This window comes from Methylobacterium sp. WL120 (assembly GCF_008039465.1).
Lineage (GTDB): Bacteria > Pseudomonadota > Alphaproteobacteria > Rhizobiales > Beijerinckiaceae > Methylobacterium > Methylobacterium cerastii.
In genome coordinates this window covers 15,264-33,576 of the sequence record NZ_VRUT01000003.1, presented here as the reverse complement: position 1 = coordinate 33,576, position 18,313 = coordinate 15,264, and the positions used below count along the sequence as shown (strand labels likewise).

12 protein-coding genes are annotated in these 18,313 nt (G+C 70.2%); 6 read left to right on the top strand and 6 right to left on the bottom strand.

Going from position 1 to position 18,313, the window contains the following annotated elements:
- Positions 1 to 147 precede the first annotated feature (147 nt).
- The 4 genes from FV229_RS01190 (at position 148) to FV229_RS01175 (ending at position 9,859) form a co-directional block, all read left to right on the top strand.
- Positions 148 to 7,569, top strand: a complete 7,422-nt coding sequence (locus FV229_RS01190; RefSeq protein ID WP_187275016.1) for a type I polyketide synthase — start codon at positions 148 to 150, stop codon at positions 7,567 to 7,569.
- Complete coding sequence (locus FV229_RS01185; protein ID WP_147750185.1) at positions 7,566 to 8,933, top strand: aminotransferase class I/II-fold pyridoxal phosphate-dependent enzyme; 1,368 nt, start codon at positions 7,566 to 7,568, stop codon at positions 8,931 to 8,933. Before FV229_RS01190 ends, FV229_RS01185 begins: the two co-directional genes overlap by 4 nt.
- Before the next feature lie 267 nt (positions 8,934 to 9,200).
- The gene (locus FV229_RS01180) at positions 9,201 to 9,410 is read left to right on the top strand and encodes a hypothetical protein (RefSeq protein WP_147750184.1); all 210 of its coding nucleotides are present in this window, start codon (positions 9,201 to 9,203) and stop codon (positions 9,408 to 9,410) included.
- 203 nt (positions 9,411 to 9,613) lie between these two features.
- Positions 9,614 to 9,859: a hypothetical protein gene (locus FV229_RS01175; RefSeq protein WP_147750183.1), complete on the top strand. Its 246-nt coding sequence runs from the start codon at positions 9,614 to 9,616 to the stop codon at positions 9,857 to 9,859.
- Positions 9,860 to 9,866: 7 nt separating this feature from the next.
- Here the strand turns inward: FV229_RS01175 and FV229_RS01170 are convergent, their stop codons facing one another.
- Complete coding sequence (locus FV229_RS01170) at positions 9,867 to 10,637, bottom strand: MOSC N-terminal beta barrel domain-containing protein (protein WP_147750182.1); 771 nt, start codon at positions 10,635 to 10,637, stop codon at positions 9,867 to 9,869.
- A 203-nt stretch (positions 10,638 to 10,840) separates the two neighbouring features.
- Here FV229_RS01170 and clpB point away from each other — a divergent pair, with 203 nt between their 5' ends.
- Together clpB and FV229_RS01160 are read left to right on the top strand one after the other, a co-directional pair.
- Positions 10,841 to 13,471 (top strand): ATP-dependent chaperone ClpB, encoded by a 2,631-nt coding sequence (gene clpB, locus FV229_RS01165; protein ID WP_147750181.1) that lies wholly within the window; start codon positions 10,841 to 10,843, stop codon positions 13,469 to 13,471.
- 85 nt (positions 13,472 to 13,556) lie between these two features.
- Positions 13,557 to 14,225 (top strand): metallophosphoesterase family protein, encoded by a 669-nt coding sequence (locus FV229_RS01160; RefSeq protein WP_147750180.1) that lies wholly within the window; start codon positions 13,557 to 13,559, stop codon positions 14,223 to 14,225.
- A gap of 4 nt (positions 14,226 to 14,229) precedes the next feature.
- Here FV229_RS01160 and FV229_RS01155 read toward each other — a convergent pair whose 3' ends face one another.
- The 5 genes from FV229_RS01155 to rnpA form a co-directional block, all read right to left on the bottom strand.
- Positions 14,230 to 14,787, bottom strand: coding sequence for a sugar O-acetyltransferase (locus FV229_RS01155; protein ID WP_147750179.1), 558 nt, complete (start codon positions 14,785 to 14,787; stop codon positions 14,230 to 14,232).
- Positions 14,788 to 14,853: 66 nt separating this feature from the next.
- Positions 14,854 to 15,231, bottom strand: coding sequence for a DUF423 domain-containing protein (locus FV229_RS01150; protein ID WP_147750178.1), 378 nt, complete (start codon positions 15,229 to 15,231; stop codon positions 14,854 to 14,856).
- Positions 15,231 to 15,884 (bottom strand): ribosome biogenesis GTP-binding protein YihA/YsxC, encoded by a 654-nt coding sequence (gene yihA / locus FV229_RS01145; RefSeq protein WP_147750177.1) that lies wholly within the window; start codon positions 15,882 to 15,884, stop codon positions 15,231 to 15,233. Before yihA ends, FV229_RS01150 begins: the two co-directional genes overlap by 1 nt.
- Position 15,885: 1 nt before the next feature.
- Positions 15,886 to 17,730 (bottom strand): membrane protein insertase YidC, encoded by a 1,845-nt coding sequence (gene yidC, locus FV229_RS01140; protein ID WP_147750176.1) that lies wholly within the window; start codon positions 17,728 to 17,730, stop codon positions 15,886 to 15,888.
- Entirely contained in the window at positions 17,720 to 18,289 is a 570-nt protein-coding gene (rnpA, locus tag FV229_RS01135; protein WP_147750175.1) for a ribonuclease P protein component, read from the bottom strand. Before rnpA ends, yidC begins: the two co-directional genes overlap by 11 nt.
- Positions 18,290 to 18,313 lie beyond the last annotated feature (24 nt).

Here is an 18,313-nt window from a genome sequence, read left to right as displayed (position 1 = left end):
GACAGCCGAGCGCAAACCGGCCTCTTCGATGCCGTCGTCCCTCCCTTAGGTTGGACAGCGATTTAGAGCCATACTAAGCATCGCCTCGAAGCGCGGTGCTGCCGATGCCCGATCCGTTTTCCGTTAACGAGCGTGTGCGAATCAAACGTGACACAACGTACTGACATCGCGATCGTCGGTCGCGCCTGCCGGCTTCCCGGCGCGCCGAGCGTCGACGGACTCTGGCAGTTGCTCACGGAGGCGCGCTGCGCCGTCGGCCGTATCCCCGGCGACCGCTGGTCGCTCGACCGGTTCGGGCACCCGCGGGCGCAGGAGCGCGGCAAGAGCTACACATGGGCCGCGGGCGTGCTCGACGACATCTGGTCGTTCGACCCGGCGGTGTTCGGCATCTCGCCGCGCGAGGCCGAGCAGATGGACCCGCAGCAGCGGCTCCTGCTCGAGCTGACCTGGGAGGCGCTGGAAGACGCGGGCATGCGGCCGTCGAGCGTCGCGGGCAACCCGATCGGCGTGTTCGTCGGCGCCTCGTCGCTCGATTACGGCAACCTTCGCATCCTCGACGTTCCGTCGGGCGACGCCTACGCCGCCACCGGCAACACGCTCTCGATCCTGTCGAACCGGATCTCGTACATCTTCGACCTCAAGGGGCCTAGCTTCACCGTCGACACCGCGTGCTCGTCCTCGCTCGTGGCCCTAGACAACGCGGTGGCCGCGATCCGTTCGGGCCGCGTCGACACGGCGATCGTGGCCGGCGTTAACCTGCTCGCGAGCCCGTTCAACTTCATCTGCTTCTCCAACGCGCAGATGCTGTCGCGCACCGGGCTATGCCAGGCCTTCTCGGCCTCCGCCGACGGCTACGTCCGCTCGGAGGGCGGCGTGGTGCTCGTGCTACAATCGGCGGAAGCCGCGCGACGCGGCGGCTCGACCGTCCGCGGCGTGATCGCCGCCACCGGCGTCAACTCGGACGGGCGCACCACCGGCATCTCGCTGCCCTCGGGCTACGCGCAGGGCGCGCTGCTGGAGCAGGTCTACCGCGAGGCCGAGATCGACCTCGACGACGTGGCGTTCATGGAAGCGCACGGCACGGGCACGCCGGTGGGCGACCCGATCGAGGCCTCCGCCATCGGCGGCAAGATCGGCATGGGCCGCAAGAGCCCGCTGCCGATCGGCTCGATCAAGACCAACATCGGCCACACCGAGCCGACCTCCGGCCTCGCCGGCCTGCTCAAGGCGAGTCTTGCGCTCGAGCACGACCTCGTGCCGCCCTCGCTGCATTCGGCCGAGCTCAACCCCGACATCCCGTTCGCCGAGATGAACCTGCACGTGGTGCAGACCGGGTTGGCGATCCCGCGCGGCGCGCGCCAGCGCTTCGCCGGCGTGAACTCCTTCGGTTTCGGCGGCACCAACGCCCACATCGTGCTGACCGATCCGGCCCCGGTCGCCGCGGCGGCCTCCGCGGCCCGCGTGCCCGAGATCCTGCTGCTGTCGGCCCAGAGCCGCGCCGCCCTTAACGAACTCGCCCTCGACTACGCCGAGCGCTTCGACGGTGCCGACGCCGCCGAGGCCGCCCGGATCGCGGCCGGCGCCGCGCACCGTCGCGAGCGCCTGGCGTCTCGCCTTGCGATCACGTTGGACGGCAAGGCCGACATCGCCGGCGAGCTCCGCGCCGTCGGCGAGGCCGAGGATTCGGCGGTCGCGCTCACCGGCACCGCGATCGACCGGGCGGCGGACGTCGCCTTCGTCTATTCCGGCAACGGCAGCCAGTGGGCCGGGATGGGCCGCGAGGCCTATGCCGAGAACGTGGCGTTCCGCGCCGCCTTCGACCGGATCGACGCGCTATTCGCGGCCTATTCGAAGTGGTCGCTCAAGGCGGCACTCGACGCTGAAGACCTCGAAGAGCGCCTGGCGCTCACCAGCGTCTCGCAGCCGCTGATCTTCGCGATCCAGAGCGCCTCGACCACGGCGTTGCGCGCCGCCGGCCTCGCGCCGAAATTCGTACTCGGCCACAGCGTCGGCGAGATCGCCGCGGCCGAAGCCGCCGGCATCCTGAGCCTCGAGCAGGCGGTGAAGGTGATCTTCTACCGCAGCCACCATCAGGAGACGACCCGCGGCCAGGGCACCATGGCGGTGCTGCTGATGCCGGCCGAGGAGGTCGAAGGCTTCCTCAAGGATTACCCGACCCTCGACATCGCCGCCTACAACAGTCCCAAGGCCGTCACCGTCGCCGGGCCGGTCGCCGCGGTCGACGCTGCGCTCAAGGCCCTGTCGCGCAAGCGCCGGCGCGGGCGCAAGCTCGACCTCGACTACGCCTTCCACGGCCGGTTCATGGACCCGACCGAGAAGCCGCTGCTGCGCGACCTCGCCGGCCTCAAGCCCTCGACCGGCACCACGAAGATGGTCTCGACCGTGACCGGGTCGGTGCTCGACGGGACCCAGTTCGGCGGAACCTACTGGTGGCGCAACATCCGCGAGCCGGTGCGCTTCTCCGAGGCGGTGCAGGAGGCGACCCGCCAGGGTGCCCGCATCTTCGTCGAGGTCGGCCCGCGCGCGACGCTGATGTCGCATATCGGCGACGCCATCGAGCCGCTCGGCATCGACAACGCCACCGTCGGCGTCATGCACAAGAAGGCCAGCGGCAGCGATCCGATCGCCCGCGCGCTGGCGGCCGCCCTGGTCCAGGGCGCCGCAGTGGACGAGCCGACCGTGTTCGGCGACGCGCCTTCGGGCGCACTGGACCTGCCGACCTACCCTTGGCAGCGCCGCCCGTTCCGCCTCGGCGACACCACCGAAAGCCTCGGCTCCGCGACGGCGCGGGTCTACCATCCGCTGATCGGCTCTCGCGTCCAGGTCGACGGCCTGGAATGGCACGGCTACGCCGACATCGCGACGATCCCGGAACTCGACGACCACCGCATCGAGGGCCAGGCGATCATGCCGGGCGCCGGCTTCGTCGAGATGGCGCTGGCCGCCGTCCGTGAGGCCCTGCGCAGCGACCACGTCGTGCTCGCCGAGTTCGAGATCCACTCGCCGATGGTGTTCGGCGAGGAAGCTTTGCGCGAGGTCGCGGTGCGGATGGCCGGCTCCGGCAACGCCGTCCAGGTCCTCAGCCGCCCGCGCCTGACCCCGTCGCCCTGGCAGCTGCACGCCTCGGCCAAGATCGTCGAGGGCACCTTCGCCCCTCCGGTCCGGCCCGACGTCGAGATGCCGTCCGAGAACGTGCTCACCGGCGACGATCTCTACCTGCGCGCCGAGGCCGCCGGCCTCGGCTTCGGGCCGAGCTTCCGCCAGGTCGCGGCGAGCGCACGCATCGACGACGTCACCATCGTCTCCGACCTCGTCCCCGCCGAGGCCGACCCGCGCTACGGTCTGGTGCCGGCACGGCTCGACGCCTGCTTCCACGGCCTGATCCTGCTGTTCGCCGACCTGCTCGGCGAGAACGCCGGCAAGGCCTACATCCCGGTCCGCTTCGGCGAGGTCCGGCTGCTGCGCCCCGGCGCCTCGATCGCGCGGGCCGTCATCCGGACGCGGCGCTGCAACGAGCGCTCGATCCTGGCCGACTTCACCATCCTCGACACCGAGGGCGAGGTGGTCGCCACCATCCGCGAGGGTCGTTTCCAGGCCCTGCGCGCCAAGGGCGGCGGCGACCTCGCGGCCTACGCGATCACGCAAGGGGTGGAGCTGGCCACCGAGCCGACCGCGATCGCGATGGACCGCCGTTCGAGCATCGCCGCGCTGTTGAAGCCGTCCGCCAAGGTCGCGCGGGCCGCGTCCGGCGCCCCGCTCTCACCGGGCCACCTCCTGCTCGAGGGCTGGGCGACCTCGCTCGCCTACCGCCTCGCCTCCGGCCTCAAGCAGGGCACCGCCGTCTCCGTCGACGTGCGCGTCCCCGCCGAGATGCGGCCCTGGCTGGTCAACGCCCTCTACGCGCTCGAGAGCAGCGGCCTGGCCGAGCAGGATGGCGGGCGCTGGCGCCTCGGCGACGGCGACGCCCTGCCGGCGCCGACCGAGATCATGCGCTGGATCGCGGCCGACCATCCCGAGCTGTCGGCCGAGCTGGTGCTCCTGGCCGACGTCGGCGCCCTGGTCGATCGCCTGCTCGCGGGCACGCTGACCGAGGCCCCGAGCCTGCCGCAGAACGCGCTCGACGCGTTCACCCTGCGCAGCGCCACCGCCCGCGCTTCCGCCGACGTGGTCGCTGGAATCGCCGAGGCCTGCCGCGACAGGCTGCCGAAGGACCGGGCGCTCCGCCTCCTGCAGGTCGGCTTCGGTCCGCTATCCGCCCAGGCCGCCGCCTTCGCCGAGACGGCCGAGGCGCGCCTCACCGTGTTCGACACCGACCGTCGCCTGGCGGAGCGTGCCCGCCTCGCCCTGCCTCGTGGCGTCGCGGTGATCGAGGCGGCCGAGGACCTCCCCGCCGCTGGCTTCGACCTGATCCTGGCCAGCGGCGCGCTGCACCGCGGCGACCGCGACCTGCCGCAGCGGCTTGCCAACGCGCTGGCCACCGGCGGCCTGCTGCTCGCCGTCGAGCCTGGCGCCTCGCTGTTCCGCGACCTCGTCTTCGGCCTGATCCCGGGTTGGTTCGAGGCCGGCGTGGGCGACATGCCCGTCGGCCGCCTCGACGACATCCCGGGCTGGCAGCGCACGCTGAGCGCCACCGGCCTCGTCAGCGTCGCGGTCGATCGCGCGGCTTCCGTCAACGGCGACGACCTGCTGCTCGTCGCCGAGGCCCCGCCCCGACCCGGCAAGGCGGCGGCGCAGACCTTCGCCTTCGTCATCGGCTCGGACGACGAGTTCGCCGCCGAGACCGCGTCGTCCCTCGCGACCCTGCTCGTCGCGGCCGGCGTCCACGTCTCGATCATCCTCGACTCCGAGGCGTCCCTGTTGGAGCTGGAGCGGGAGACCCCGGACACGGTGGTGTTCCTGGCCGGCGCCTTCACCCGCGGCGGCGATGCGGCCGCCCGGCTGCGCGACCGGTGCCTCAGCCTGAAGCGCTGCACCGAGCATCTCGGCGCGCGCCCGACCAAGCTCTGGGTGGTCTCCCCCGGCGCGACCCGCGATGCCGGCGGGTCGGCGGCCTCGGTCGAGGCCGGGGTCTGGGCCTTCTCCCGCACGCTCGCCAACGAGATCGCGACGCTCGACGTGCGCCGCATCGACCTTGCGCCCGAGATCGGCTCGAAGCGCTCCGCCGAGCGCCTGCGCGACCTGATCCTCTCGGGCACGCCTGAGACCGAGATCGTCCTCGACGACGACTGCACGCGGGTGATCCGCTTCCGTCCGGGCCACGCCGCCCGGCGGACCGATCCAGAGGCGGTGCCGGCCGAGGCCGCGCGCCTGGAGCGCAGCAACACCGGCGGCCTCAATGAGATGGTTTGGGGTCCGGCGACGCGCCGCGCACCGGAGGCCGGCGAGGTCGAGATCGCCGTCGAGGCCACCGGCCTCAACTTCCGCGACGTGCTCTGGGCGCTGTCGATGCTGCCGGAGGAGATCCTGGAGGACGGCTTCGCCGGACCTCGCCTCGGCCTCGAATGCGCCGGCCGCGTCGTCGCGGTGGGCGCCGGCGTCAAGGCGTTCAAGGTCGGCGATCCGGTCGTGGCCTTCGCCCAGTCGGGCTTTTCCACCCACATCGTCGTGCCCGAGCTCGTAGTCGCGCCGGCGCCCGACGGCCTCGATCCGATGGCCGCCGCCACCGTGCCGGTCGCGTTCCTCACTGCCTATTACGGCCTCGTCTCCTGTGCACGCCTGCGCCGCGGCGAGTGGGTGTTGGTCCATGGCGGAGCCGGCGGCGTCGGCTTGGCCGCGCTGCAGATCGCCAAGCTGAAGGGTGCCCGCGTCATCGCCACAGCGGGCTCGCGCGAAAAGCGCGCCCTTGTGAAGGCGCTCGGCGCCGAGCACGTGCTTGATTCGCGCTCGCTCGCCTTCGTCGACGACGTCCGGGCGCTGACCGGCACCGGCGTCGACGTGGTCCTCAATAGCCTGTTCGGCGAGGCGATGGAGCGCTCGCTCAACGCGCTGAAGCCGTTCGGCCGCTTCATCGAGCTGGGCAAGCGCGACTACGTCGCCAACACCCATATCGGCCTGCGCCCGTTCCGCCGGAACCTCAGCTACTTCGGCGTCGACCTGGACCAGGTGCTCCAGCACCAAGGCGAGGACGGCGCGCGGATGTTTCGCGAGGTGATGGCTCTGTTCAACGACGGCGGCCTCAAGCCCCTGCCCTATCAGCCGTTCACCGCGGACGAGACCTCGGATGCGTTCCGGCTGATGCAGCAATCGGGTCACGTCGGTAAGATCGTGATCGCGCCGCCCAAGCCCGGCCGGGTGCTCGCCGCGCGCAGCACGCCCTTCGTGGTCACGACTGACGGCGTCCACCTGATCACCGGCGGCCTCGGCGGCTTCGGCGGCGAGGCGGCCCGCTGGCTTGCCGACCGCGGCGCCAGGAACCTGCTCCTCGTCGGCCGCAAGGGCGCGGAGACGGAGGAGGCCAAGGCGGTCGTCGCGGATCTCACCGCCCGCGGCATCACCGTCGAGGTGATGCCGTGCGACATCACCGACCGCGTTGCGGTGGACGCGCTGCTCGCCGGCGTCGAGGCGTCCGGCCGCAAGCTCGCCGGCGTGATCCACGCCGCCGCCGTGCTGCAGGACGGTCTCATCGCCAACCTCGACGCCGCCGGCCTCGACGCTGTGATCGGCCCCAAGGTCGTCGGCGCGCAGAACCTCGACGCGGCGACCCGTGAGCGCGCGCTCGACTACTTCGTGGTGTTCTCCTCGGCCACCACCTTCATCGGCAACCCGGGCCAGGGCGCCTACGTCGCCGCCAACGGCTTCATGGAAGGGCTGGCCCGCCAGCGCCGCCGCCGCGGGTTGCCGGCGCTGGCCGTCGCCTGGGGTGCCATCGGCGATGTCGGCATGCTCGCCCGCAACAAGGCGGTGATGGAAGGCCTCGCCGGCCGCGTCGGCGTCACGCCGATGGAGGCCCGCCGTTGCCTCGGCCTGATGGCCGACGCGCTCGGCGCCCAGGGCTCGACGCCCGACGACGCGGTGTTGGCCATCGCCTCGATGCACTGGGGCAAGACGCGCGAGCGCCTCGCGACCATGCGCTCGCCGAGCTACGACGACCTCGGGTCCGACCAGCAGATGGAAGCCGGCGCGGTGGCCGCGATCAGCATCGGCACGCTGCTCAAGGGCGGCGACGTCGACGCGGTGCGCAAGACGGTGTCCGACGCGATCGTCGAGGACATCGCCCGGATCCTGCGCCTGCCCAAGGACGACATCAGCCGCGTGCGGCAGCTCTCGGAGATCGGCCTCGACTCGCTGATGGGCGTCGAGCTCGGTGCGAGCCTGCAGGAGCGCTTCGGCCTCGATTCGCCGCCCGCGGGCCTCTCGTCGGGGATGACCGTGAACGAGTTGTCGGAGTCCTTAATTCAGGCGGTTTCCGCGCCGATGGACGAGGCTGCCGGCGTCGCCTTGAGCCTCGCCTCCAGGCACGTCGGCAGCGAGGTCGACGTGGCGGTACTCCAGCCGTTCCAGGACCTCGTCGAGAAGAAGAGCCTCGAGAGCAAAGAGATCCTGTCATGACCCAATCGCCCCGGCCGGACGGTGGGCGCGCCGCGCTCGCGGGCTTCGTGACGAACCGGCTTGGGCGCAACGCGCCCCGGCCGACGGCCCTGCGCGCGCCCGAGAAGGGCGGCGACCCGTCGGTGCAGGATTTCGCGAGCCTTCCGGGCTATCGCGAGCTGCGCCTGCAGCGCTCGGCCGCCGAGCTGATCGGCCTCGACAACCCGTTCTTCCACGTCCACGAGACCAAGGCCGGCGCGACCACGCGCATCGCCGGCCGGTCCTTCGTCAACTTTTCCTCCTACGACTATCTCGGGCTGAACGGACACCCTCGCATCTCGGATGCGGCGCGCGAGGCGATCACCCAGTTCGGCACCTCGTCGTCGGCGAGCCGCGTCGTCGCTGGTGAGCGGCCGGGCCATATCAGCCTGGAGAAGGCGCTCGCTGCGCATTACCAGACCGAAGCCTGCGTCGTGATGGTGAGCGGGCACGCGACCAACGTCACGACCATCGGGGCCTTGCTCGAAGCCGGCGACGTGATCTTCCATGACGCCCTGATTCACAACAGCATCGTCACCGGCGCGCAGCTGTCGGGCGCCCAGCGCCGCTCCTTCGCCCACAACGACCTCGACGCGCTGGAGAGCCTGCTGCAGGCGACGCGGCACGAGCACCGCCGCGCCCTGATCGTGATCGAGGGCCTCTACAGCATGGACGGCGACGCGCCGGACCTCGCCGGCTTCATCGCCCTCAAGGAGCGCTACAACGCCTGGCTGATGGTCGACGACGCCCACGGGCTCGGCGTGCTCGGGCGCAACGGCGCCGGGCTGTTCGAGCATGCCGGCATCGACCCCAAGCGGGTCGACATCTGGATGGGCACCTTCTCGAAGACGCTCTCTGCCTGCGGCGGCTACATCTGCGGCGCCTCCACCCTCATTGAATACCTGAAGTGCACCGCCGGCGGCTTCGTCTACAGCGTCGGCATGTCGCCGCCGCTCGCGGCCGCCGCGGAAGCCGCCCTCGAAGTGATGCACGAGGAGCCGGACCGGGTGGAGCGCCTGCGCCAGAACGGCGCGCTGTTCCTCGCCTGTGCCAAGAAGCGCGGGCTCGATACCGGCACCAGCATGGGCCTCGCGGTGATCCCGGTGATCGTCGGCGATTCGCTGAAGTCGGTGACCCTGTCCGACCGCTTGTACAAGCGCGGCATCAACGTGCAGCCGATCATCCATCCGGCGGTGCCCGAGCGCGCTTCGCGCCTGCGCTTCTTCATGACCTCGGAGCACACCCCCGAGCAGATCCGCGAGACGGTGGCCGCGGTTGCCGAAGAACTCGCGGCCATCGAGAAGGGCGGCTCGCTGATCGAGCAGCTTCTGGCCAAGCGCAGCTGACGATCCACGAGATAAGATGTTCGGAACGCCCGGGTCTCGAGCCCGGGCGTTCTGCGTTTCAGCAGGGAATTCCAGAGACGCGATCTGCATTTTGCCAATCCAGACCTTTGGTTTGCAAGACACCCGTAGGTTGAGCGCAGAACACTGCTTCCAGCCGATTTAAGACCCGCGGTCGGTCCCTAGCCTGATCTATCTCAGGATTTTGTGCTTAACGGTCCTTTAACCACGTCCTGCGACCTTGGTGGTGTCTTCCAGGGACCGCCGACCATGCTGCACTCCGATCCGCTCCTCACCCGCCCCACCCTCGTCCACACCGGGCTGCTCGCCCAGGCGGTGGATGGCCTGAAGCGCAGCGCCACGTCTCCCGCCGACATGTGGCGCCTGCTGACCGAGAACTACATCGTCGACCTCGACGTGGTCGCCGCCTTGATGCCGGTATCCGAGCCCGAGCCTGTCTGGCTCTCCGCCCGAGACTGATGCGGCAAGGTCACAGCCACGATCGATGCTGTCGATCTGGCACGGCCCCTGCAAAGACACCGTCGCGACCAAGCCCAACGTCGGCAAGCCGAAGCTCATCAAGAGAAACGTCGTCACGAGGAACGCCCGGACAAGAAACACGCGGTGGCTCGAACGCCCGAGCACCCCGCGGACCTGCCGATCACTCGAACTCGAGGTCCGTCATGTCCGATCTGTTGTCCGTTGCCCTCGTCTGCGCCGGCACGCTCCTGGCGCAGGATTGCTCCCGCGAGACCGCGCTCGACGTCATCGTCTCGCCGGCACGCACCCCGATGGAATGCGTGATGCACGCGCAGACCATGGCCGCCGCGGCCGGGCTGCCCGGCGGCGACGACCGCTACCTCAAGATCTCCTGCGAGCACCGCCGCACCGAAGGCGAACCCCTGGTCGTCGCGCGCCGGTCGTCCTGATCGCGCCTCAGCCGATCGCCGTCAGGGTGTCGCCGACGGCGAGCATGCCGCCGGCGATCACCTCGGCGTAGACGCCGCAATCGCGGTGGCCGAGATGCGCATCGATCGCCCAGGGGATGTCGAGGTCGCGCGCGCCGCTGACCGGGTCGACGTTGGTCGCTGCGCAACGCACGGTGCGCTTCGTCAACTTCAGGCGTAGGCCGCTCCGCGCCTCCAGCACGCGGCCGACCATCTCCAGCTCGGCCCAGGGCGCGAGCCCTTCGACGTGGAGGTTGCCGCGGAAGCGCAGCGGGTCGACCGGAGCGCCGACGTATTCCTCGACCGCGCGGACGCTCGCGAGGTTGATCAGCGACACGTATCCGATCTTCGAATCGGTGAAGCGGTATCCGGTGTGCTCCGGCGCTGCGAGCACCCGCGGCTCCCCGCGCAGGGCGTCGGGCAACCGACGCCGCATGAGGTCTTCCAGCGTCGCCCGGCCCGCCGCGGTGTCGAGCTTGGCGACGACCGTCTCGCCGTCCGCCTCGACGGTGAGCGTCGCCGTGGCGTCGTCGTAGCGCGTGCGCAGGCGGGCCAGCGCCTCGTCGCGCATCAGCATCAGGTACTTCGTCTTGGGCTGGTGCCGCGGCGCGACCGGGTCGAAGCCCGAATCGCCGTTTTCGATCGCGTAGAGCCTGTCGCCCGGAAAGTAGCCCGATGTCTCCAGCACCGTTCGCTCCAGCGGCTCGGGGCTGAACCCTTTCACGGGGTAGCGGTAGAGGGCGGACAGCGTCGTCGTCATGCCCGCACCGTGACCCGGATCTTCGCCGGGATGCAAGGGGGCGTCGCCCTCTTGTGGTGCGCAATTACAACACCACATCCCTGTGACCGGCGGCCTTCGGCGCCGGGGCTTTCTGCGGCGGTTTCCGCCGGGGAGGCGACGTCTCGGGCCGACACCGTGCCTTCCAGGGCGGCGGAGGCCGAAGCGGTAGGATGAAGACACGCATGAATTTTGAAAAATACACCGAGCGCGCCCGCGGCTTCGTCCAGGCGGCGCAGAACCTCTCGGTGCGCGAGGGCCATCCCCAATTGCAGCCGGGCCACCTGCTGAAGGTGCTGCTCGACGACCCCGAGGGCCTGTGCGCGGGCCTGATCGACCGCGCCGGCGGCAAGTCGCGCGTCGCGCTGGCGCAGGTCGAGGCGTGGCTCGTCAAGCAGCCGAAGGTGTCCGGCAACGCCAGCCAGCCGCAGGCGACCCGCGACCTCGTGCGCCTGTTCGACACCGCCGAGAAGGCCGCCGAGAAGGCGGGCGATTCCTACGTTACCGTCGAGCGGCTTCTGCTCGCGATCGCGGTCGAAAAGGACACCGAGGCCGGCAAGGCGCTCGTTTCTGCCGGCGTGACCCCGGCCTCGCTCAACGGCGCGATCAACGCCCTGCGCAAGGGCCGCACCGCGGACAACGCCTCGGCCGAGAACGCCTACGACGCCCTGAAGAAGTACGCCCGCGACCTCACGGAGGCGGCGCGCGAGGGTAAGCTCGACCCGGTGATCGGCCGCGACGAGGAGATCCGCCGCACCATTCAGGTGCTGTCCCGCCGGACCAAGAACAACCCGGTGCTGATCGGCGAGCCCGGCGTCGGCAAGACGGCGATCGTCGAGGGGTTGGCGTTGCGCATCGTCGACGGCGACGTGCCCGAGAGCCTGAAGGACAAGAGCCTGCTCGCCCTCGACCTCGGCGCACTGATCGCGGGCGCGAAATTCCGCGGCGAGTTCGAGGAGCGGTTGAAGGCGGTGCTGTCCGAGGTGACGGCGGCGGCCGGCGGCATCATCCTGTTCATCGACGAGATGCACACCCTCGTCGGCGCCGGAAAGGCCGACGGCGCCATGGACGCCTCGAACCTGCTCAAGCCCGCGCTCGCCCGCGGCGAGCTGCACTGCGTCGGCGCGACCACACTCGACGAGTACCGCAAGCACGTCGAGAAGGACGCGGCGCTGGCCCGCCGCTTCCAGCCGGTCTTCGTCTCGGAGCCCACCGTCGAGGACACGGTGTCGATCCTGCGCGGGATCAAGGAGAAGTACGAGCAGCACCACGGCGTCCGCATCCAGGATTCGGCCCTGGTTGCCGCCGCCACGCTGTCGAACCGCTACATCACCGATCGCTTCCTGCCCGACAAGGCGATCGACCTGATGGACGAGGCCGGCTCGCGCCTGCGCATGCAGGTCGACTCGAAGCCCGAGGAGCTGGACAACCTGGACCGCGAGATCGTGCGCCTGAAGATCGAGGGCGAGGCCCTGAAGAAGGAGACCGATTCGGCTTCGCGCGACCGACTCGCCCGGCTCGAGCGGGAGTTGGCCGACCTCGAGGAGCAGTCGGCCACCATTACCTCGCGGTGGAAGGCGGAGAAGGACAAGCTCGGCGCCGCCGCCGAACTGAAGAAGAAGCTCGACGAGGCGCGCAACGACCTGGCCTCCGCCCAGCGGCAGGGCCAGTATCAGCGCGCGGGCGAGCTCGCCTACGGCGTGATCCCCGGGCTGGAGAAGCGGCTCGCCGAGATCGAGGCGGCGGCCGAAGGCGCGGTCGCGCGCGACGGCATGGTCGAGGAGGCGGTGACGCCGGCTCACATCGCGGGCGTCGTCTCCCGCTGGACCGGCGTGCCGGTGGAAAAGATGCTGGAGGGCGAGCGCGACAAGCTGCTCGCGATGGAGGACGCGATCGGCAAGCGGGTCGTCGGGCAACGCGAGGCGGTGGAGGCGGTCTCGACCGCGGTCCGCCGCGCGCGCGCCGGCCTGCAGGACCCGAACCGGCCGATCGGCTCTTTCATGTTCCTCGGGCCGACCGGCGTCGGCAAGACCGAGCTGACAAAGGCGCTCGCCAACTTCCTGTTCGACGACGACACCGCCTTGGTGCGCATCGACATGTCCGAATACATGGAGAAGCACTCCGTGGCCCGGCTGATCGGCGCGCCCCCCGGCTATGTCGGCTACGAGGAGGGCGGCGCGCTCACCGAGGCGGTGCGGCGCCGTCCGTATCAGGTCGTCCTGTTCGACGAGATCGAGAAGGCGCATCCGGACGTGTTCAACGTCCTGCTGCAAGTGCTCGACGACGGGCGCCTGACGGACGGACAGGGCCGCACGGTCGACTTCCGGAATACGCTGCTGATCATGACCTCGAACCTCGGCGCCGAGTACCTGGTGGCGCAGCGGGACGGTGAGGACACCGACGCGGTTCGGGACGACGTGATGGGCGTGGTGCGCAACCACTTCCGGCCGGAGTTCCTGAACCGGATCGACGAGATCATTCTGTTCCACCGCCTCAAGCGGGCGGAAATGGGGGCGATCGTCGACATCCAGCTCGTCCGGCTGCAGAAGCTGCTCGACGAGCGCAAGATCGCCCTTGACGTGGACGCCGAGGCGCGCGCCTGGCTCGCCGACCGCGGCTACGACCCGGCCTACGGGGCGCGACCGCTGAAGCGCGTGATCCAGAAGACGGTGCAGGACCCGCTGGCGGAGCTGTTGCTGTCGGGCAAGATCCACGACGGCGAGAGCGTGCCGGTCGGGGTCGGCCCGTCCGGGCTCGTCATCGCCGGCACCTCCCCCGAGCCGCGCCGGCGGCCCGAGAACGTGACCCTGAACTGAGGTTTGGATCGCACTCCGCCCCGGCCGCTCGGATCGAGCGGCCGGGGCTTTTCTTTGCGCCGCCGCGCGGCGACACTAGGCCGACATGAGCGACTTGACCTACGCCATCGGCGACATCCACGGCTGCGCCGACCTGCTCGACGCGCTCCTCGCCCGCATCGAGACCCATGCGGCGGGACGCCCGCATCGCCTCGTCTTCCTCGGCGACTACATCGACCGCGGGCCGGACAGCGCCGGTGTTTTGCGGACGATCAGCCGCCTGCATTGGAGCGATCCCGAGCGGGTCGCCTGCCTGATGGGCAACCACGAGGCGATGCTGCTCTCGGGCCTGACGACGCCCGGCGCCGACGACCTCTGGCTCCGAAACGGCGGCGCCGAGACCCTGGCCTCGTTCGGCGTCGACGAGGCGGCGGCGATCCCCGGCGACGTGCTCGATTGGATCGAGGCGCTGCCGACGATGCATGCGGACGCCGAACGCTGGTACGTCCACGCCGGCTTCCGGCCCGGGACCGACCCGGAGACCTCGGACGCGCAAGACCGCCTCTGGATCCGAGAGCCCTTCCTCTCCGAAGATTGCGATTTCGGCCGGCATGTCGTCCACGGCCACACGCCGCAACACTCCGGCACGCCCGATCGCCGCCGCTTCCGCACCAATCTCGACACCGCCGCCGTCTACGGCGCCGCGCTGACGGCGGGCGTCTTTTCGGACGTACAGGGGCCGGCCGTGGAGTTCCTGCAGGTGCGGGCGGGCTAAAAGTCTACCGCGTCGCCACGACCCGCGCCGGGTTGCCGACCACCGTCGCGCCGGCAGGCACGTCCCGCGTCACCACCGCGCCGGCGCCGATGACCGCGTCGTCGCCGACGGTGACGCCGGGCAGGATCAGGGCGGCGCCGCCGATCCAGACGTTGGCGCCGATCGCGATCGGGCGCCCGAATTCGAGGCCCGATCGGCGAGTCTCGGCATCGCGCGGGTGGTCGGCAGTCAGGATCTGAACGCCGGGACCGACCTGTGTGCCGTCCCCGATCGTCACCGCGACCACGTCGAGGACGATGCAGCCGAAATTCAAGAACACGTCGGCGCCGAGCGTGATGTTGTAGCCGTAGTCGCAATGGAACGGCGGCCGGACGACGACCCCTGCCCCGACGCCGCCGAAATGCTCCATCAGCAGTACGCGCCGCTCCGCAGGCGATGCGGCCAGCGCTGCGTTGTAGCGCACGAGCCATGCCTTGTTGGCCGCCGCATCTGCCTGAAGCTCGGGATCGCCCGCGCGGTACAACTCGCCCGCGATCATCTTCTGCTTCTCGGATTTCGGCATCGTGCCTCGCAGTCCGAATGGGTGTTTCGATCGACCCGGCACGGGTCCGCCGGCCACGCGACCGTTTTAACGCCTGACGGGCAGGAACGCCGCGACGGCCGCCGACGCCCAGCCCAGCATCAGCAGGATGCCGCCCGACGGCGCGGCCATCGGAAACAGCGGCCGCTGCGCCAGCGCGCGAATCGCCAGGTCGCCGGAGAACAGCGCGAGGCCGAGCACGAGCGCGAAGGCGGCGATCCGCGTGGCCACGGCATGGGTCGCGCCGACGGCGGCGAGGCCGGCAAGGGCCAGGATGGCGGGGGCGTGGAACAACAGGAACTGCGCTGCGGTCTTCAGGCTGTCGGCGCCGGGGATGTGGGCGGCGGCGGCGCTGGCCGCGACGCCGAGGCCGCCGGCGAGGCAGGCCAGGGCGACGAGGGTGCGGTCAGCCATCGTCGTCGGCATTACGCTCCGCGCTCGGCCATCAGCCGGGCGACGGCGGCCCGAAGCTCGGGCACGCCGCGGTCGTCGCGGCTCGAGGTCAGCAGGATCTGCGGGTAGGCCGCCGGGCGCCGGGCGAGCGCAGCCTGGATGCCGGCGATCCGCGCGTCGATTTCGGACTTCTTCAGGGCGTCGCCCTTCGTCAGCACGATCTGGTAGCTCACCGCCGCCTTATCGAGCCCGTCGAGCACGTCGGTGTCGATGCCCTTCAGCCCGTGGCGGGAATCGATCAGCATGAACACCCGCGCGAGGTTGGCGCGGCCTTTGAGGTAGGCGTGGATCAGGTCGGTCCAGGCCTCGACCTTCTCCTTGCCGACCGCGGCGTAGCCGTAGCCCGGCATGTCGACCAGCGTCAGCCGCTCGCCGATCCGGAAGAAGTTGAGCTGCTGGGTCCGCCCCGGCGTGTGCGAGGTGCGCGCGAGCGTGTTGCGCCCAGTGAGCGCGTTGACGAGGCTCGACTTGCCGACGTTCGAACGGCCGGCGAAGGCAATCTCGACGCCGTCCATAGCCGGCAACGTGCCGAGTGAGGGCGCCGCGGCGACGAAGTCGGCGGCGCCTGCGAACAGCAGGCGCCCGCTCTCGGCGAGCGCCGCGTCCTCTTGCTCCTGCTGTGTCACGTCAGCTCTTCGCAGGCGCGGTCTTGCTGCCGCGCTTGAACGTGTTCCGCAGGTTGTCCCACAGCTCCACTTTCACACCGTTGCGGCGCATGATGACGTATTGCTGCGTCACCGAGAGTGTGTTGTTCCAAGCCCAGTAGATCACAAGTCCGGCCGGGAAAGAGCCGAGCATGAAGGTGAAGACGATCGGCATGAATGTAAAGATCTGCGCCTGCACTGGGTCCGGCGGGGCGGGGTTCATCTTCATCTGCACGAACATCGTCACACCCATGATGATCGGCCAGATGCCGAGGTGAACGAAGTCGGGCGCCGCGAACGGCAGCAGGCCGAACAGGTTGACGATGCTGGTCGGATCGGGCGCGGCGAGGTCCTGAATCCAGCCGAAGAACGGCGCGTGGCGCATCTCGATGGTGATGAACAGCACCTTGTACAGCGCGAAGAAGACCGGAATCTGCACCAGCACCGGCCAGCAGCCGGCGACGGGATTGATCTTCTCTTTCTTATACAACTCCATCATCGCTTGTTGCTGCTTCATCTTATCGTCTTTGTACCGCTCCCGGATGGAGGCCATCTCGGGCTGCACGGCCTTCATCTTGGCCATGGAGACGTAGGAGCGGTTGGCGATCGGCAGGAACAGGAGCTTGAGGCAGAAGGTCACGATCAGGATCGCGACGCCGAAGTTGCCGAGGAGGTGGAAGAAGAAGTCCAGCGCCCGGAACATCGGCTTGGTGATGAAGTGGAACCAGCCCCAGTCGATCATCAGGTCGAACTGCTTGATGCCGAGGTTCTTCTCGTAGCCGTTGATCGTGTTGACCTCCTTGGCGCCGGCGAACAGGCGCTGGGTGGTCGAGGCGGTGGCGCCGGGTTCGACGCTGCGGCCGTCGCCGCGCACGCTGGCCTGGTAGATCTTGGTCGCGCCGTCGGTGCGCTCGGTGAACGCGCCGGTGTAGGCCGCGCCCTGGTCGGGGATCGCGGCGGCGGCCCAGTACTTGTCGGTGATGCCGACGAAGCCGCCGGTGACGTTCGCCCACGCCTTGCCCTTGGTGTTGGCGCCGCCGTAGGCGGGCTCCTTGGCGAGGTGGTCGTAGGTGTATTCCTGTAGGCCGTCGCCGCCGAGCACGCCGATCATGCCCTCGTGGAGCACGTAGTAGCCCTGGGTGTGCGGCTTACCCCAGCGCGAGACGAGGCTGTAGGGAAAGAGCGTGACCGCGTTCGCACCCTTGTTCTCGACCTCGTCGCGGACCGTGAACATGTACTTGTCGTCGACGGCGAGGATGCGCTTGAACACGAGGCCCGCGCCGTTGTCCCACGACAGCGTCACCGGCATGTTCACGCCCAGCGTCTGCCCGTCGGCGGTCCACACCGTGTCGTTGGTCGGCAGCGGGCCCGCGTTGGCGCCGACCCAGCCGAACTCGGCGTAGTACGGCGCCTCGGTGCCGGCCGGCGACAGCAGGACGATCTCGGGGCTCTTGTCGTCGACGGTCTCGTGGTAGTTCTTCAGCGAGATGTCGTCGATGCGGCCGCCCTTGAGGGCGACCGAGCCGGCGAGCGCCGGGGTCTCGATCTTGATGCGCGGCGAGCGGGCGAGCGCCTCGGTGCGGCCGATCGGGCCGGTGGCCGCGTTGGGCAGGGTGCCGGCCACCGGGGCGGCCGGGCCGCCCTCCTTCGGGCTGGGCGACGGCACGCCGTCAGGCGTCACGCCCGGGCTCTGCTGGGCGGCCTGGTTCTGCAGGTTGGCCTGGCGCTGCTGTTCGACGCGCGGCGCGGCGACGAAGTAGTTCCACCCGAGCAGCACCACCAGCGACAGGGCGATGGCCACGAACATGTTCGTCTTGTCATTGCCCATCGGGGCCACCGTCGCACGCGTTCGAGGTTGCTGAGGGCGCACGGGCTGGTGCCGCAGCGCGATCGGAAGGTCGGGACGTCGAAGGGTCCTTGCCGCGGCCCTTCGCGGCGCCGGGCTTGGGCGGGCGCGGCGGACGGGGATGCGCGTTCGGCCCGCGGGGCTTGGCCACCGCGGGGATCGCCCGGCGCAGGTCGTCCTTGAGGGTGTCGAACGCGGCGTCGATCGCCGGACGGCGGGCGATCAGCACGACGTCGGCCGGGACCGCACCGAGCTCGGGGCCGAGTTCGGCGACCGCGGCGCGGAGGCGCCGACGGATGCGGTTGCGCTCGGTGGCATGGCCGACCCGCTTGGTGATCGTGAAGCCGAGATGGAGGCCGGCGATCGATTCGCCGTCCCGGACCTCGCCCGCGTCGCGCACGCGACCCTGCGCCGTCAAGCGCTCGGTGTGGAAGCGGCGCCCGTCGGCCGCCGCCAGGAAGTCGGGCCGCCGCCTCAGACGTGCCACCGTCGGCGGGTTCGCCGCGGGCGCGAGGGTGGCCGGCGAGTCCGTTACGGGCATGGGAAGCTCGGCCTCGCTCACGCC

Bases quoted from the DNA above. Each gene is read 5' to 3' on its own strand.
- FV229_RS01185 (WP_147750185.1), top strand. From the start codon at position 7,566: ATGACCCAATCGCCCCGGCCGGACGGTGGGCGCGCCGCGCTCGCGGGC.
- FV229_RS01180 (WP_147750184.1), top strand. From the start codon at position 9,201: ATGCTGCACTCCGATCCGCTCCTCACCCGCCCCACCCTCGTCCACACC.
- FV229_RS01175 (WP_147750183.1), top strand. From the start codon at position 9,614: ATGTCCGATCTGTTGTCCGTTGCCCTCGTCTGCGCCGGCACGCTCCTG.
- FV229_RS01170 (WP_147750182.1), bottom strand. From the start codon at position 10,637: ATGACGACGACGCTGTCCGCCCTCTACCGCTACCCCGTGAAAGGGTTC.
- clpB (WP_147750181.1), top strand. From the start codon at position 10,841: ATGAATTTTGAAAAATACACCGAGCGCGCCCGCGGCTTCGTCCAGGCG.
- FV229_RS01160 (WP_147750180.1), top strand. From the start codon at position 13,557: ATGAGCGACTTGACCTACGCCATCGGCGACATCCACGGCTGCGCCGAC.
- FV229_RS01155 (WP_147750179.1), bottom strand. From the start codon at position 14,787: ATGCCGAAATCCGAGAAGCAGAAGATGATCGCGGGCGAGTTGTACCGC.
- FV229_RS01150 (WP_147750178.1), bottom strand. From the start codon at position 15,231: ATGCCGACGACGATGGCTGACCGCACCCTCGTCGCCCTGGCCTGCCTC.
- yidC (WP_147750176.1), bottom strand. From the start codon at position 17,730: ATGGGCAATGACAAGACGAACATGTTCGTGGCCATCGCCCTGTCGCTG.
- rnpA (WP_147750175.1), bottom strand. From the start codon at position 18,289: ATGCCCGTAACGGACTCGCCGGCCACCCTCGCGCCCGCGGCGAACCCG.